The sequence below is a fragment of the Streptomyces atratus genome (assembly GCF_040655115.1).
GTDB classification, from domain to species: domain Bacteria; phylum Actinomycetota; class Actinomycetes; order Streptomycetales; family Streptomycetaceae; genus Streptomyces; species Streptomyces atratus_D.
In genome coordinates this window covers 600,909-617,337 of record NZ_JBFAJH010000001.1, presented here as the reverse complement: position 1 = coordinate 617,337, position 16,429 = coordinate 600,909, and the positions used below count along the sequence as shown (strand labels likewise).

Below are 16,429 nucleotides of genomic sequence, written 5' to 3'. Positions count from 1 at the left end.
TTCCCCGGATTCACCCGCACCGCCGCACAGCCCGCATCAATCGCCGCGAACACATACTTCGGCTGGAAATGAATATCCGCGATCACCGGGATCTGAGACTTCCTGGCGATCGTCGCCAACGCATCCGCGTCATCCTGCGTCGGACACGCCACCCGCACGATCTGACAGCCCGACGCCGTCAACTCCGCGATCTGCTGCAACGTCGCACCGACGTCCGACGTACGGGTCGTGGTCATCGACTGCACCGACACCGGCGCATCCCCACCGACCGCCACCGACCCGACCTGGATCTTGCGGCTGACCCTCCGGTCGGCGAGCTTGGTCGGAACGGACGGCATTCCAAGAGAAATCGCAGTCATGCGCTGAGCATCCCCAAGGTGTGGATCAAGGTCCCGAGATCGGCGGGCTCCGGCCTTCGAGGTTACGGCACCGGGGGGACCCGGAGCACACCGCATCCCGAAGTCCGTACGAAAAGAGGCGCCCGGACCCGAGCGCATGCCCGGTCACCGCCCGTGGGGCGCCCGGCGATCTGCCCGGTCGTCACGCCGCGGTGATCCGGCGCGAAGCGTGGGGGACCGACGCGCCGGACCGGGCGGGTGCCGGACCCATCGGCGCGCCGGTCCGACCGACGTTCCAGGCCGGGCCGGTGTCTCAGGCCGGTCAGGAGATCTTGACCGGATTGACGATGTCGGCCACCAGGACGAGCAGTGTGAAGCAGATGAAGACACCGGCGACGACATAGGCGACCGGCATCAGCCTGGCCACGTCGAAGGGGCCGGGGTCGGGGCGCTTGAAGACCCGCGCCACGTTGCGGCGCAGGGACTCCCAGAGCGCTCCCGCGATGTGCCCGCCGTCGAGTGGCAGCAGGGGCAGCATGTTGAAGAGGAACAGCGAGAGGTTGAAGCCGGCCAGCAGGAACAGCATCATCGCGATCTGGTTCGTCGCCGGGACGTCCAGCGTCATCACCTCGCCGCCGATCCTGGCCGCACCCACCACGCCGACCGGGGAGTCGGCCGCCCGCTCGCCGTCGCCGAAGGCCGCGCTCCACAGGTCCGGGATCTTGGACGGAAGAGCGATGATCGAGTCGACACCGTTCTCGATCATGTCGCCCATGCGGACGACGGAGTCGCTGAAGGAGAGCGGAAGGATCTCGGTCCGGGCTGCGAAGCCGAGATACCCGGCCGGAATGTACTTGCCGGGGATCACCTCGCCCTTGGAGTCCTTCTTGGCCACCACGTTCTTCTGCAGCACGGCGTGGAGCGTCGTCTCCCGGCCGTCGCGCTCGACGGTGAGGGTGGCGGGGCCGATGGTGCCGCGGATCCGGTCGGAGAGGGTGGCCCAGTCGCCCACCTTCTGACCGTCGAAGGCGACGATCTTGTCGCCCTTCCTCAGTCCGGCGGCCTGCGCGGGCGAGACCGGGTCGCTCTTCCTGCAGGTGTCCCGCTTCTCGCTCTGATCGATCACGCATTTCTGGACGCCCGCGACCTCGGTGGTCTGCGTCTGGAAGCCGAAGGTCATCGCCACACCGAGGAAGATCGCGACAGCCAGGACCAGGTTCATGAACGGTCCGGCGAACATGACGATCACGCGCTTCCACGGCTTGCGCGTGTAGAAGAGTCGCTTCTCGTCACCGGGCTCGAGTTCCTCGAAAGCAGCTTCTCGGGCGTCCTCGATCATTCCTCGCCACGGCGAGGTGGAGCGCGCCTCGATCCGTCCGTCCGGACCGGGCGGGAACATGCCGATCATGCGGATGTAGCCACCGGCCGGAATCGCCTTGATCCCGTACTCGGTGTCACCCTTCTTCCGCGACCAGATCGTCGGGCCGAAGCCGACCATGTACTGCGGGACGCGGATCCCGAAGAGCTTCGCGGTCGACAGGTGTCCCAGCTCGTGCCAGGCGATCGAGAACAGCAGGCCGATGACGAAGACGACGATCCCCAGAATCGTCAACAGGACCGTCGTGATGCTCATGCGCGCGCCTCCGCTGTCGCTTTCGCCGAGAGTTCCCGAGCCCGGGCCCGTGCCCAGCTCTCCGCTTCCAGGACGTCTGCGACCGTGAGTGAAGTTCCCGTGGGAGGGGTGCCGTGTTCGGCCACCACCGCCGTGACCGTATCCATGATTCCGTTGAACGGCAGCTGTCCTGACAGGAAAGCGTCCACGCACTCCTCGTTCGCGGCGTTGAACACCGCCGGGGCGGTGCCGCCGAGCGCTCCTACGTGCCTGGCCAGGCCCACGGACGGGAAAGCGTCGTTGTCGAGCGGGAAGAACTCCCAGCTGGACGCCTTCGACCAGTCGAAAGCGGGTGCCGCGTCCGGGATGCGCTCCGGCCAGCCGAGGCCGATGGCGATCGGTCCGCGCATGTCCGGCGGGGTGGCCTGGGCGAGGGTGGAGCCGTCGGTGAACTCCACCATCGAGTGGACGTACGACTGAGGGTGGACGACGACTTCGATCCGCTCGAACGGGATGTCGTAGAGGAGATGCGCCTCGATGACCTCCAGTCCCTTGTTGACCAGGGTGGCGGAGTTGATCGTGATCACCGGACCCATGGCCCAGGTGGGGTGCGCGAGCGCCTGCTCGCGCGTGACGCTCGCCAGCTCGCTCTTCGTCCGTCCCCGGAACGGGCCGCCGGATGCGGTGACGACAAGCTTCCGGACATCGGCCCGGGTGCCGGCGGCGAGCGCCTGGAAGAGCGCGGCGTGCTCGGAGTCGACCGGGATGATCTGGCCCGGCTTGGCCAGAGCCTTCACCAGCGGACCGCCCACGATCAACGATTCCTTGTTGGCGAGGGCGAGCGTACGGCCGGCCTCCAGCGCGGCGAGCGTGGGGGCCAGACCGATCGAGCCGGTGATTCCGTTGAGCACGGTGTGGCAATCGCTCGCGGCGAGCTGCGTAGCGGCGGCCGGCCCCACCAGGATCTCAGGAAGGGGTTCCCCGGCACCGTACTGCTCGCGCAGCGCTTCGCGGAGGGCCGGTACCGCGTCCGGTTCGGCGACGGCGACGGTGCGCGCCCTCAGTTGCCGCGCCTGCTTCGCGAGGAGGGCGACCCGGCCACCCGCGGCGGAGAGCCCGGTGACACGGAAGCGGTCGGGGTTGCGAAGCACCAGGTCGATGGCCTGGGTGCCGATGGACCCGGTGGAGCCGAGGATGACGAGATCCCGGCGTCCTTCCACTGCGTCGAAGACGAGGTGCGGGTCGGCGAGGGGGGCAGGGCTGTCGCTCATGCCCCCCATTGTTGCCGCATCGGCCCGGCACGCGGACAGCGCGTCCCCTGAAATCTCAGGGCGGAGCGGCTCAGGAAGCGTTCCTGTGAATTCCGGCGGTCCCTGAACGGCGACCCACCAGGCGTAAGTGTCCTCGCCGAGGGGCGATGACGGTCACGGGGCCCCGTCCTGCCGTGCGGCACACGGCCTGGCGGGGAGCGTCCAGCGAGTGGACGCTCCCCGCCAGGCCCGACCGGCCGGCCCGAGGGACCGGCGATCAGCGGATGGGGCGGTGGACGTTCTCCTTGGTCGCCGGGCCAGGGGTGGCGTCGGCGATCCAGGGGCCCTCGCCGCTCGGGTCGACGATGCCTTGTTCCAGCCAGAGGTACGCACCGGAGAGGACCCCGTCGACCACGCGCCGGTCGAGCTGGTCGGTGTTGGACCACAGGCGGGTGAAGAGTTCCTCGACGCGAATGCGGGACTGGTGGCAGAAGGCGTCGGCGAGTTGGTAGGCCTCGCGGCCGTGCTCGTCGGTGGTACGCAGAAGTTCGGCACGGATGCAGGCGGCGCTCATCGCGAAGAGTTCGGCGCCGATGTCGACGATCCTGCCCAGAAAGCCCTGCTTGGTCTCCATGCGTCCCTGCCAGCGCGACATCGCGTAGAAGGTGGAGCGGGCCAGTTTGCGCGAAGAACGTTCGACGTAGCGCAGATGGGTGGACAGGTCCGGGTGTCCGGGCGGATGGAACTCGTTGTAGGTGCGGGGCAGTTGCCCTGGTCCGGCGACGAGCTTGGGCAACCAGCGGGCGTAGAAGCCGGCCGCGTTCGCTCCCGCCTTCGCCTTGGCCGAGAGGCGCTTGTCGGGGTCGATGAGATCTCCGGCGACTTTCAGATGGGCGTCGACGGCCTCGCGGGCGATCAGCAGATGCATGATCTCCGTCGAGCCCTCGAAGATCCGGTTGATCCGCAGGTCGCGGAGGAGCTGTTCGGCGGGGACGGCCCGTTCGCCCCTGGCGGCGAGGGAGTCGGCGGTCTCGAAGCCCCTGCCGCCGCGGATCTGGACCAGTTCATCGGCCATGAGACAGCCCATCTCGGAGCCGTACAGCTTGGCCAGGGCCGCTTCGATCCGGATGTCGTTGCGATCCTCGTCCGCCATCTGCGAGGCGAGATCGACAACTGCTTCCAGGGCGAATGTGGTGGCAGCGATGAAGGAGATCTTGGCTCCGACGGCTTCGTGCCGGGCGACCGGCCTGCCCCACTGTTCGCGGACCGCCGACCATTCGCGGGCGATCTTCAGGCACCACTTTCCGGCTCCGACGCACATGGCGGGGAGCGACAGGCGGCCCGTGTTGAGCGTGGTGAGGGCGATCTTGAGACCGGCTCCCTCGGGGCCGATGCGGTTGGCGGCCGGCACCCGGACGCGGTGGAAACGGGTCACACCGTTCTCGATGCCGCGCAGCCCCATGAAGGCGTTGCGGTTCTCCACCGTGATGCCCGGGGCGTCCGCCTCCACGACGAACGCGGTGATGCCGCCCTTGTGCCCGTCCGACTTGGGGACACGGGCCATGACGACCAGCAGGTCGGCGACGACGCCGTTGGTGGTCCACAGCTTCACGCCGTCGAGGATGTAGTCGGGGCCGTCCGGGACCGCCGAGGTGGCGAGCCGGGCCGGGTCGGAACCGACGTCCGGTTCGGTGAGGAGGAAGGCCGAGATGGCGGTGCTGGCCAGCCGGGGCAGGAAGGCTTCCTTCTGCTCCTGACTGCCGAAGATCTTCAGCGGCTGCGGCACGCCGATGGACTGGTGTGCGGAGAGCAGCGCGCCGATCGACGGGTTGGCGGTGCCGACCAGGGCCAGGGCCTTGTTGTAGTAGACCTGGGTCAGTCCCAGCCCGCCGTACTTCGGGTCGATCTTCATCCCGAGGGCGCCGAGTTCCTTGAGGCCGTTGATGACCTCGTCGGGGATCTTCGCCTCACGCTCGATCAGAGCGCCGTCGATCTTGGTTTCGCAGAAGTCGCGCAATCGGGCGAGGAACGCCTCGCCTCGCCGGACGTCGTCGGCGGCCGGCATGGGATGCGGATGAATCAGGTCCAGGCGGAAGCGGCCCAGGAACAGTTCCTTGGCGAAACTGGGCTTTCGCCAGTCCTGCTCGCGTGCGGCCTCGGCCACTTGGCGTGCTTCACGCTCGGTGACCCTGGGGGTGTTCTTCGGAGCGGATGGTGCGGACATGAGGAGCTCACCTCGCCGCGTTGTCGGGTGGGCGGACCCGGCCGGTCCGCGCGGAGCGCGCATGCGCGCCTGCCGAGGCATACCAACCGGTGCTACTCGTCCGTATGTACCCGATTCCTGCCGCCCTCACCAGCCCTCGGACGCCGATCGGGTCTCGCGCCACTCCAGTGGCACGTTCAGCGGGCGGACTGCGGTCGGACCGGGTCGAGGGTCGAGCAGAAACAGCCGGAGCGCCCACCCAGCTGGATCCGAGACCCCGCGCTGACCTGCGATTTTCCCCTGCCCTGCGCATATGTTTCCGCATCCGACCCGTCCAGACCCGTCGCAGCCCGCTCCTCCCCGCCGCCGTGGCCCCACGGAAACACGCAAGGGCGGCTGGTGGGGCACCGGCTCGTGGATGTTCACGAGAAGTGACGGGCAGTACGGTGTCGTCCTCGCGGCGCCGCCGGTGGGGCCGGCTCCAGCAGCGCCGCCCACCGCGCCCTTGCCCGAGCTTTCCGTCCCGGCTGAGCCGCCGCCCACGGGTGAGCCCCGGACCGATGAGACCGCCAAGGGAGAAATCGAGCTGGACTCGGTCGAGAAGTGCGCGGCGCCCCTCGACTCCCGCCGCATCACCACTGGGTGGCTGACGGGCTGCTGCTCGGCCATGAGCCCTCGGCCCCCGGGGGCAGCCGATCGTCTGCATATCCTTCTGCCATGGCGAACTGGCGGCGACCTCTGAAGGATGCGTTCTGGGCTCTGGATCAGGCCCTGGGTGGGCTGCGGCGTCCGACTCGGATCCAGAGATTGGTGGCCCGGCACCCGATTGGCGCCGGTCTCTCCATAGCCGTTCCCGTCACGCTCTTCCTCTTGATGCTGTCGCGTGACGAGGAACCCGACGATCCGCTGTTCGCTGTGCTCTTCGGGCTTGCAATGGGAATTGTCTTCGGCCTCACGGCCGCCTCGGAGCGGCTCCGGCAGCGTCGGCTCAAACGTCTGGGGATATGGGACGGATCTTGAGAGGGTCGGGGACCGGAGGGATGGCTTCCGCTTCCTTCGCACCCGGCCCCCGGCTCGTGGGACGTACGCGAGCAGCCACTAGGGCGGCACCACCGTGAACATCCGCAAGGCCGTGATCAAGCGCAACCACTTCCACGGCTAGGGTGCGCCGCTGCCCTGTCGATCACCACCCGTGCGCCGGCTCATCATCATCAGGATGAGGCCGGTCAGCAGAAGCGCGCTGCCGGACAGGGTTCCCCACTGCCGGATGCCGATGCCGCTGATTCCCCAGAAGAAGACCATCTGCCAGCACAGAGCGGAGGCAGCCACCAACTGACCCCAGCCGTAGAGGCGAGGGCGGCGGACCGGCCGCCGGTTCGTGGGGAGCACCCAGCCACGCGTAACCGCCGCTACGCCGGAGGCGGCGACGAGCAACGCCACGAGAACGGCTGGTATGGCGATGTAGAGCTTCATGGTCCCTCCCCGCGCGCCGGACCCGCGCCGGACGCTCGCGTGATCATGACACCCACCGCACCGCGGGTCCACGCGCCCCACAACCCTCGCGACCGGCCGGACGGGCCCAGCTGACGGCTGCCTCCACGGGGGCGTCTCCGATCCGAGCACGGGTACCCCGCCCGGGTTCCACGCCGGAGGGCGCAGTCCTGCCCGGTGTCAGACCCCGCCCTCCTTGAAGACCTGGATCGACTCCTCGTCACCGAAGCGTTCGCTCTGCCGGTCCCCGGACCGCGACACCTGGTAGCTGGTGACTTCCCCAGCTTGTTCTTGCACGGAACCAAGCTCGCCATGAGCGCAGGCCACGCCGCGTGTTCCCACGGTGCTCCCACTACCCCATCTGAACCAGCCAAGATCCGACCATCGCCGCAGGTCAGGGTGCAGATACGCAGGAACGGCCGGAGCCCCCGCACAGTGGGCTCCGGCCGTTCGTCCGCCGCCTGCCGTCGTGCTGTCCAGGCGGATTACAGGCGGCTCCGGTGGATCGGTTCGATCCTGCTCACGGGCTACAGGGCGAGGCCGGTGAGGACCAGCACGCGCTCGTAGGTGTAGTCGTCCATCGCGTAGCGAACACCCTCACGGCCGACGCCGGACTGCTTGGCTCCGCCGTACGGCATCTGGTCCGCGCGGTAGGAGGGGACGTCGCCGATGATCACGCCGCCGACCTCGAGGGCCCGGTGCGCACGGAACGCGGTCTGCAGGTCGTGGGTGAACACACCTGCCTGCAGTCCGTACTTCGAGGAGTTCACGGAGGCGAAGGCCTCGGCCTCGCCGTCCACCTTCTGTACGGACAGGACCGGTCCGAAGACCTCCTCGCAGGAGAGCTTGACGCCGTCCGGGAGTTCCGCGAGCACGGTCGGCGCGTAGGTGGCACCGTCCCGCTTGCCGCCGGTGAGCAGCTGGGCGCCTGCCTGCACAGCCTCGTCGACCCAGGACTCGACGCGCTTGGCGGCGTCCTCGCTGACGAGCGGGCCGACATCGGTGGCGGCGTCGGACGGGTCACCGGTGACCTGGGCCTCGACGGCCGCGACGATCTTCGGGACGAGCCGGTCGTAGACGGAGGCGTCCGCGATGACGCGCTGCACCGAGATGCAGGACTGGCCGCCCTGGTAGTTGGAGAAGGTCGCGATACGGCTCGCGGCCCAGTCCAGGTCCTCGTCGGAGGCGTAGTCGCCGAGCACGACCGCCGCACCGTTGCCGCCCAGCTCCAGGGTGCAGTGCTTGCGCGGCACCGACTCCAGGATGGAGTAGCCGACCGGGCCGGAACCCGTGAAGGAGATCACGGGCAGGCGCTCGTCCTGGACGAGAGCGGGCATACGGTCGTTGGGCACCGTGAGCACGGACCACGAACCGGCCGGAAGGTCGGTCTCAGCCAGCAGTTCGCCGAGGATCAGCGACGAGATCGGGGTGGCCGGGGCCGGCTTCAGGATGATCGGGGCGCCGACGGCGATGGCCGGGGCGACCTTGTGGGCGCTCAGGTTCAGCGGGAAGTTGAAGGGCGCGATGCCGAGGACCGTACCGCGCGGGAAGCGCCGGGTCAGGCCGAGACGGCCGGTGCCACCGGCGTCGGTGTCGAGGCGCTGGGCATCGCCGCCGTTGAAGCGGCGGGCCTCCTCGGAGGCGAACCGGAACACGGACACGGCGCGGCCGACCTCGCCGCGCGCCCACTTGATGGGCTTGCCGTTCTCGGCGGAGATCAGCTGGGCGATTTCCTCGGTGCGTTCCACGAGACGCCGTACGACGTGGTCGAGGGCGGCGGCGCGGACGTGGGCGGGCGTCGCGGCGAACTCCTCGCGCACGGCGTGCGCGGCGGCGACGGCCTCCTCGATCTGCGCGTCGGTCGGGACGCTGACCGTACCGACGAGACGGCCGTCCCAGGGGTTGGTGACGTCGAAGCTGTCCTCGCCGGTGGCCTGGCGGCCGGCGAGCCAGAAGGCGTGGGTGGAAGTCATGGAGGTTCCGGCCCTTCGGAGTCGTGGGGTGTCTTGACCCCCACCGTAGGGCCGGGCCGCCGACCTGGCGCTTGTCCGTCATGGAGCGAAGGACGGAAGGCATGCGCCGGATTGTCGGATGACCACGCGCATCAGGGCGGTTCGCCTCGACCTTCCGGCGCGCGGGGCGTCCTCAGGCGCCGGACGGGCTCGGTTTCACGGCGTCGGCGGGGAGCTGGTGGCCTTCAGCGCCAGCCACAGTTCCATGCGGACATCCGGGTCGTCCAGGGAGCGGCCGAGGATCTCCTCCACACGCCGCATCCGGTAGCGCAGGGTGTGGCGGTGCACGCCCAGGTCGGCTGCGGCCGCGTCCCACTGGCCGTGGTGGGAGAGCCAGGCGCGCAGCGAGGCGACCAGGTCACCGCGCCCCTTCGCGTCGTGTTCGTACAGGGCGCGGAGCATGCCGTCCGCGAAGGCCCGTACCGCGTCGTCCGCGAGCAGTGGCAGGACCGAGCCGGCCGCGAGCTCTTCGTGCTCGACGAGGGCCCTGCCCCGGCGGCGGGCGACCGAGAGTGCCTGTTCGGCCTGCTTGTACGCGGCGGAGACGGCGATCGGACCCGCCGGTGCGGACAACCCGACGACCACCTCCCCCTCCTCGGACGTCTTCCGGTCGCGGGGGGTCCGCTCGTCCTGTGCCTCCGCGTATGCCGTGCACGCGGCGACGGCCGCACCACCGTCCGCGGCGAGGACGACGAGCCGCTCGCCCTCGGGAACCGTCAACAGGGTCTCGCCGGTCCGGGAGGCCGCCGCTTCCATCGCCTCACCGAGCAGCGCCGTTGCCGACGGCTCGGCCGCCTCCGCGATCAGCAGCCGGAAAGGAGCGTCGAGCAGCCCTCCGTACAGGTCCCCGGCAACGGCCCGCGCGTGGTCCGGCTGGCCGGCCAGGAGCATCTGCAGCACCGCCGCGCCGAGCCGCTGCTCGGCGCCCTGGAGGGAGCGCGAGCGGGCGGTGATGAGCGTCAGCAGGGCGACGGCCGAGTGCACGGCGTACCGCTCGGCGGTGCCGAGAGCCGAACCGGTGCCCACGGCCAGGGCGCCCCGGGCCCGGCGGCCGGTGCCCAGGGTCTGGAGCTCGATCCGGTCGTCGGTGTCGCCGACGACCACGCTCGCCGGGGAGGGGCGTTCTCGCAGGCGTTCCACGTCGGGGGTGAGCCGGGCGGCACGCCGGGCGGCCCAGTCGGGGGCGGCGGCCACGACGGCACCGGAGGCGTCGTACAGCGCGGCCCAGCCGTCGACCTGCGCGGCGAGCCGGGCCAGGAGTTCGGCGGGTCCGTCCCCCGCGAGTGCGGCCTTGGTCAGATCCCGCTGGGCCTCGAACCCCGCTGTCACCGCCCGGTACTGGTCGGCGGCGATCTCCGACGAAACAGCCTTGGCGATGGCGAGGAACGGGGTGCGGCGGGGCACTTCCAGGATCGGCAGCCCGGCCTCCTCCCCGGCGTCGATCAGCGGCTGGGGTACGTCGTCGTAGTTGACGCCCACGGCGAAGCCCAGCCCGACGACTCCGGCACCGGCCAGCCGCTGCACGTACCGCCGCATCGCTTCGGGATTCTCGGCGTCGAGGTTGGTGGCGGTGACGAGAAGGAGCTCTCCGCCCTCCATGTAAGGGACGGGGTCGGCGAGCTCGCTGGCATGCGCCCAGCGCACGGGCTGGTCGAGCCGGTCCGCCCCCGCACGCACCGTGAGTTTGAGCGCCGAGTGCTGGACGAGCGAGGCGAGAGTAGGTGGCATGGAGACCGCGTGACCTCAAGGAGTCGATTTCGCCGTCCCGTCCGAACGGCTCCTCCCAATTCTGCCAGGGCGGCAGGGTCCGCGGTAACCGCTCCCGGAGACACGGCACCGTCTCCGCCGGCCGGATCCGCTTCGGCGGACCCGGTCCGCAGGTCGAGGCCGCACGGCCATGGTTCAGCCGTTCAGGTTCACCAGCAGGGGCGGCGCGTGGTCCCCTCGTACGGTCGTGAGGGACAGCACCGCGTGTCCGGCCGGAACGCGATGGGCCAGTTCGGAGGCGGACCAGCGTTCGCGCTCGACCTGGCGCACGGTCACCGCGTCCGTGGTCACCGCCTTCCCGGTGACCAGCTTGCGGAAGGCGTGGATGGCCCTCGTCATCGGCTGGTCGGCGAAGACCGTGCGCTGGGTGACGTCCCTCGTCTCGACCCATTCCGTGCCCCACGCCTCGGCGAACTTCTTGCCGTCCCAGGTGGTGATCCCGGAGAACGCCATCCGGCAGCCCACCGCGCCGAGCAGCGCCGTGTGCAGGTTCTCCGGGACGTCGTCGAGGGTGCGCAGCGTGACCACGGCTCCGGCGTGCGCGGAGCGCAGCCGCTGGATTCCGCGGACGATGTCGGGGGTCAGGGTGCGAGTCGCGTCGTCGAGGACGAGGCAGGCGAAGAGCGAGCGGTCCGTGCGGGCGGCGGCGCTCGCGGTGAACTGGGCGAGGACGAGGCGGGCCAGCATCCGCGACGCCTCGGCGTGGCCGCGTTCGGGCAGGTCGATGCGGACCCTCAGGGGGTGTTCCAGGGCCCGCAGGGAGAAGGGGCGGGCCTTGCCGGTGGTGTCGAAGAAGTCGGCGAACGCGGGCCGGTCGAGGAGCGCGACCCGGTCGGCGAGCGCGGGTCCCGCGTCGCCGGGGGCGCCGGACTGGCGGGCGCGCGCGTCCAGTTCGCGGTGCATGTCCTGCCGGCCCGTCGCGTCGAGGGCCTCGCGCAGGGTGGAGAACGTCTCCGGTACGCCGTCGAGCAGTTCCCGCAGCTCCGGAATGGAGGGGAAGCGGCCGTGGGCGGCGCGGTAGGGGCCGAGGAGCTGGGCGAGAGCGGTGGCGGCGCGCCTGCTGTCCACCTCCTGGAGATCGCCGACGAGCCCCTCGGCCAGGGCGGCGGCGGCTTCGTCGGGGTCGGTGGTGCCTCCGTACAGGTCGAGATCGTGGACGGAGGACGGGTCGCCGAGCTTCACCACGACGTCGAAGCCCTCGTCGGCGCCGAGCTGGGTTCCGGCGGCGCACACCGCGACGACGGCGGCACGCCCGGCGAGCGCCTGGAGGGCGAGGGATTCGACGACCGGTCGGATCAGTGCGCGGCTCTTGCCCGCCCCCGGCGGCCCGACCGCCAGCAGGGACGTGCCGAGCAGTCCGGGATCGAGGGCGATGCCGCTGCCGCGGCGCGCGTAGGGGTTGCGTTCGCTGTCGTCGACGGTACCGAGTCTGACCTGGTCGACCAGCAGGTCGTGCCGGGCGGCGCGGACCGGGAGGTCACGTGCGCCGGAGGGGTGGGTACAGGCGGCGGCGCCGTTGCGCAGCACGGTGTCGGTGAAGGCGGAGAGCCGGCTGCTGTCGGCGCGTACGGACGTCCAGGCACGTCGGATACGGGCGTAGTCGACGTCGTTCATCCGGCCCGAGCGCGCCTCCTGGGAGAGCTTGGCCGCGACCTGGTTCTGCCCGGCGGCGCGCAGGTCGGGCCACTCGGCCGGATCGTTCGCCTCGTCCTCCGTGTGGCCCTCCGTGCCGCGGCCTGCTTCCTGGGCCGCGCCGCCGCGCACCTTGCGGTTCGCGCGTTCGGTGGTGGCGGCGTCGGCCGTCGGCGCGCGCTGCGGTCCGTCGCCGCCGAAGCTCCGGCGCCGCAGTTCCGCCCACCGTCCCAGCTTCGCGAACGGCCACACGATCACCAGGGTGATCAGGGCGTACAGCGTGTACGTGACCGCGGTGGTCACGGTGCGGTCGGTGCCCAGCCATGGTGCGGCGAAGCTGAAGGTCAGCTCCATGCCCGGCACGATCCCGTTCCATACGAGGATCCAGACCAGCAGGGCGCCGAGCGCGGCGCCGCCGGCTCGGGCGGCGGGTCCCCGGCCCCCGGCCCATCGTTCGAACGCGGCGGACCAGTTACCCAAGCGGCCGAACCCGTAGAAGATGGCTCCGGTGATCAGGAGGCGGTAGATGTCGAGCGCCCGTACGGCTCCATGCGTCAGCGGCTGATCGCCGAACGGCCCCCACCAGCCGTCGGGGGTGAAGAGTTTCAGCGGGACGCGCCAGTACGGGATGTATCCGTTGCGCCAGAGCGACCAGACGAGGACGGAGGCCAGCAGCGAGATCACCGCTCCGCTGAGCAGGGTGCGGTCGGGCGTGCGCTCCTCCTCCTGGGCGGGCCGGGAGGTGTGACCGGACCGCCAGACGCCTGGTTCCGCCGTGGGCCTGGGGATGCGCAGCCAGTCGCCGAGCGAGGGGCCGGAGGCCGGTGCGTGGCCCGGCACGGGTGGCAGCACGGGCGGTGGTGGGCCGGCCGGGCGCGGCACCGGATGACCGGAGCGGGTGTCGCGTGAGTCGTACGTGCCCTCGGTGTCCATGTGCTGTCCCTCGTCCCCTGACCAGCGCCGACCGGTAACTCCGGGCGCGGGCGCCCGATCCCCTCAATCTAGTGCCCCCTACCACCCCGTCAGACGCTGTCGGGCGGGATGTCCCGCACCTGTCGCCGGGCCGGGGCCAGGCCGGTCGCTATGTCCGTGACGGACAACCGCGACCCGCCACTTCTCCCGAACGGAACATGCCGGACCCCCGGCCTCGCCCCTAGCCTGCAGACAGAGAAGCGTCCGAAACACCCCCAGGAGCCCCGCATGACCGCAATTCCGCAGGAGCGCCGCGTCGTCACTGCCATTCCCGGCCCGAAGTCGGTGGAGCTGCAGGCCCGCCGTCTCGCGACGGTCGCCGCAGGTGTGGGCTCCACCCTGCCGGTGTTCACCGCCCGTGCCGGTGGCGGGATCATCGAGGACGTGGACGGCAACCGCCTGATCGACTTCGGCTCCGGCATCGCCGTGACCTCGGTCGGCGCCTCCGCCGAAGCCGTCGTACGCCGCGCGTCCGCGCAGCTCGCCGACTTCACCCACACCTGTTTCATGGTCACGCCGTACGAGGGGTACGTCGAGGTCTGTGAGCAGCTCGCCGAGCTGACGCCGGGCGACCACGCCAAGAAGTCCGCGCTGTTCAACTCCGGCGCCGAGGCCGTCGAGAACGCCGTGAAGATCGCCCGTGCCTACACCAAGCGCACCGCCGTCGTCGTCTTCGACCACGGTTACCACGGTCGGACGAACCTCACGATGGCGCTGACCGCCAAGAACATGCCGTACAAGCAGGGCTTCGGTCCGTTCGCGCCCGAGGTCTACCGCGTCCCGGTGGCGTACGGCTACCGCTGGCCGACCGGTGCGGAGAACGCCGGTGCCGAGGCGTCCGCCCAGGCCATCGACCAGATCACCAAGCAGATCGGCGCCGACAACGTCGCCGCGATCATCATCGAGCCCGTGCTCGGCGAGGGCGGCTTCATCGAGCCGGCGAAGGGCTTCCTCCCCGCCATCGCGCAGTTCGCCAAGGACAACGGCATCGTCTTCGTCGCGGACGAGATCCAGTCCGGTTTCTGCCGTACCGGCCAGTGGTTCGCCTGCGAGGACGAGGGCATCGTCCCCGACCTGATCACCACCGCCAAGGGCATCGCGGGCGGTCTGCCGCTCTCCGCAGTGACCGGCCGCGCCGAGATCATGGACGCCGCGCACGCGGGCGGCCTCGGCGGTACGTACGGTGGTAACCCGGTGGCCTGCGCGGGTGCGCTCGGCGCCATCGAGACCATGCGTGAGCTGGACCTGAACGGGAAGGCGAAGCGCATCGAGGAGGTCATGAAGGGCCGCCTCGCCGAGATGCAGGCGAAGCTGCCGAACGGTGATGTCATCGGTGACATCCGCGGCCGCGGCGCGATGATCGCGATCGAGCTGGTGAAGTCCGGCACGAAGGACCCGAACCCGGAGGCCACCGCGAAGCTCGCGAAGGCCTGCCACGCCGAGGGCGTGCTCGTCCTCACCTGTGGCACGTACGGCAATGTGCTGCGCTTCCTGCCTCCGCTGGTGATCGGCGAGGACCTGCTGAACGAGGGCCTCGACGTCATCGAGCAGGCTTTCACCCAGATCTGATCCGGTCCCGGCGCCGATCCTGACCGGGCCCACGTGTGGGTCTGTGAAGAAGGTGTGGGGGGCCGATGGCGGGATCCGATTCCGGCTGTCGGTCCCCCCTCGGCTGCCGTACGGTTTTCGCAGATGAGAGAAACACCCCGCTCGCAGGGGACTGCGGGCGATACCGGGTCGGAGCTTCCCCGGCGCCGTCCTGGTCGTGCCTTCGCGCACACCACTGGAGCCTCTGGCTCCGGAACTCCTCACCGATCGGATGGCCGCTCGCCCCAAACCCCCCGGGGCGCGCGGCAAACCGATCCAGGCGGCCCGATTGCGGTTCTTTACTCCGGTAAGTAGCTGGATCAGCCCGCAACACCGAAGAGCGGAAGCTACCCCCCAGCTTCCGCTCTTCGGCTTGCCACACAACTCATGTGTTCGGCAGATCAGGCTCGCCGGAACTCCGCCCGCTCGATCAGGTCACCGCGCTTGCCAGGTGCTGGGGAACGTGTCAGGGGCAAGGGCTGTGTGCGTGTGGGCGGGCGTGGACGACAACATGAGCACCTCGGCGCCGAACTGGCCGCTCGTCAGCTCGTCCGTCAGCCGGTCGTAGCCGTCACGCCCCTTGGTGGCGTAACGGGAGGCGCTCCCCTGGTCCTGGTACGGCTGCCGAGCGCGAAGCCCTCGCGGTCGGCGGCCCGCTTGTTGTCCTGGCGCTGCTCCGGGATGGAGCGCTCCCCCTCGGCGGACACCCGCAGATACTCCCGGACAGTCAGTGCGGCTGCTGGCAGGCTGTTCATATGACGCCCTCCCCGCTTCAGCGGCACCCCCACAGGAGCACCCCCAAGCAAGGTACTGCCCCTCCTGTTCCTGGGTGGTCGGTTCTTCGCATTTCTCTGGTGCCGTCGCTGCTCGCGGTCTTCGCACTCGTCACCTGGCAGGTCGTGGCCGACGGTCCCCTGCTCGGACCGGACGAACAGATCAGCCGGGCGCTGGTCGGTCACGGTCCCGTCGGGCTCGCCGAATTTTTCACCGATCTCGGCAATATGCAGGTCGCGCTCCCGGTGCTGGCCTGCGCGATCATCTTCTCCCTGACCCGCGGCATCCGCCGCGAACCGCTCTACTCCGCCCTCGCGATGGCGGCCGTACCCGCGCTGGTTGTCCCGCTGAAGGTGTGGACCGATCGCCAGGGACCCCTGACCGAGGCGACCGGCTACTACCCGTCGGGCCATACCGCGACGGCCGCGGTGGCGTACGGAGCGGCGTCGATGCTCCTGGTCCCGCACCTGAAGCGGTCCTGGCCGATGCTCGTCGCCGCCATCCTGCTGTCGGCGGCGACGAGCATCGGCCTGGTACTGCGCGGCTACCACTGGCCGCTGGATGTGGTCGGCAGCTGGTGTCTGAGCGGGGTGCTGCTGATGGCGCTGTGGGTGGCCGGCCGCCGAAGCAGGCGCCGAAGTTCTTCGAGCACCCCCACTGATCGAGGCGGTCCTGGACGTGGCGCAGGTTGAGGTCGTCGCGCAGGGATTCCCCAGAGCGCTTGAAGTGCTCTCCCGGCTGAAACCAGGAGATTCCTGCTTGCCATGCGGCAGCGGGCTTGACGCGCTTCG

At 70.2% G+C, this 16,429-nt stretch carries 12 protein-coding genes and 1 pseudogene; 4 read left to right on the top strand and 9 right to left on the bottom strand.

Annotation, left to right across the window (positions count from 1 at the left end):
• The 4 genes from AB0I23_RS02885 to AB0I23_RS02870 all read right to left on the bottom strand — a co-directional run.
• The coding region (locus AB0I23_RS02885) for a flavodoxin-dependent (E)-4-hydroxy-3-methylbut-2-enyl-diphosphate synthase (protein ID WP_359106208.1) at positions 1–359 on the bottom strand (359 nt) is incomplete at its 3' end.
• A 301-nt stretch (positions 360–660) separates the two neighbouring features.
• On the bottom strand, positions 661–1,971 hold the full coding sequence (locus AB0I23_RS02880; protein WP_359106206.1) for a M50 family metallopeptidase: 1,311 nt from the start codon (positions 1,969–1,971) through the stop codon (positions 661–663).
• Positions 1,968–3,230: a 1-deoxy-D-xylulose-5-phosphate reductoisomerase gene (gene dxr / locus AB0I23_RS02875; RefSeq protein ID WP_359106204.1), complete on the bottom strand. Its 1,263-nt coding sequence runs from the start codon at positions 3,228–3,230 to the stop codon at positions 1,968–1,970. Before dxr ends, AB0I23_RS02880 begins: the two co-directional genes overlap by 4 nt.
• 247 nt (positions 3,231–3,477) lie before the next feature.
• The gene (locus tag AB0I23_RS02870) at positions 3,478–5,424 is read right to left on the bottom strand and encodes an acyl-CoA dehydrogenase family protein (RefSeq protein ID WP_359106202.1); all 1,947 of its coding nucleotides are present in this window, start codon (positions 5,422–5,424) and stop codon (positions 3,478–3,480) included.
• Positions 5,425–6,120: 696 nt separating this feature from the next.
• On the opposite strand from AB0I23_RS02870, the gene AB0I23_RS02865 reads away from it, so the two are divergent.
• Entirely contained in the window at positions 6,121–6,423 is a 303-nt protein-coding gene (locus AB0I23_RS02865) for a hypothetical protein (RefSeq protein WP_359106200.1), read from the top strand.
• Between the two features lie 138 nt (positions 6,424–6,561).
• Here the strand turns inward: AB0I23_RS02865 and AB0I23_RS02860 are convergent, their stop codons facing one another.
• The 4 genes from AB0I23_RS02860 to AB0I23_RS02845 form a co-directional block, all read right to left on the bottom strand.
• On the bottom strand, positions 6,562–6,876 hold the full coding sequence (locus AB0I23_RS02860) for a hypothetical protein (RefSeq protein WP_359106198.1): 315 nt from the start codon (positions 6,874–6,876) through the stop codon (positions 6,562–6,564).
• A 545-nt stretch (positions 6,877–7,421) separates the two neighbouring features.
• The gene (locus AB0I23_RS02855) at positions 7,422–8,867 is read right to left on the bottom strand and encodes an aldehyde dehydrogenase family protein (RefSeq protein WP_037689742.1); all 1,446 of its coding nucleotides are present in this window, start codon (positions 8,865–8,867) and stop codon (positions 7,422–7,424) included.
• Positions 8,868–9,062: 195 nt separating this feature from the next.
• Positions 9,063–10,634 (bottom strand): PucR family transcriptional regulator, encoded by a 1,572-nt coding sequence (locus AB0I23_RS02850; RefSeq protein WP_359106196.1) that lies wholly within the window; start codon positions 10,632–10,634, stop codon positions 9,063–9,065.
• A 174-nt stretch (positions 10,635–10,808) separates the two neighbouring features.
• Complete coding sequence (locus AB0I23_RS02845; protein WP_359106195.1) at positions 10,809–13,238, bottom strand: ATP/GTP-binding protein; 2,430 nt, start codon at positions 13,236–13,238, stop codon at positions 10,809–10,811.
• 267 nt (positions 13,239–13,505) lie between these two features.
• On the opposite strand from AB0I23_RS02845, the gene gabT reads away from it, so the two are divergent.
• Together gabT and AB0I23_RS02835 are read left to right on the top strand one after the other, a co-directional pair.
• Positions 13,506–14,846: a 4-aminobutyrate--2-oxoglutarate transaminase gene (gene gabT / locus AB0I23_RS02840; protein WP_359106193.1), complete on the top strand. Its 1,341-nt coding sequence runs from the start codon at positions 13,506–13,508 to the stop codon at positions 14,844–14,846.
• Positions 14,847–14,969: 123 nt separating this feature from the next.
• Positions 14,970–15,149: pseudogene (locus AB0I23_RS02835) on the top strand (phosphatase PAP2 family protein); the annotation flags it as partial.
• Positions 15,150–15,418: 269 nt separating this feature from the next.
• Here AB0I23_RS02835 and AB0I23_RS02830 read toward each other — a convergent pair.
• The gene (locus AB0I23_RS02830) at positions 15,419–15,619 is read right to left on the bottom strand and encodes a hypothetical protein (protein ID WP_359106191.1); all 201 of its coding nucleotides are present in this window, start codon (positions 15,617–15,619) and stop codon (positions 15,419–15,421) included.
• A gap of 99 nt (positions 15,620–15,718) precedes the next feature.
• On the opposite strand from AB0I23_RS02830, the gene AB0I23_RS02825 reads away from it, so the two are divergent.
• Complete coding sequence (locus AB0I23_RS02825) at positions 15,719–16,330, top strand: phosphatase PAP2 family protein (RefSeq protein WP_359106189.1); 612 nt, start codon at positions 15,719–15,721, stop codon at positions 16,328–16,330.
• The last annotated feature ends 99 nt before the right edge of the window (positions 16,331–16,429 follow it).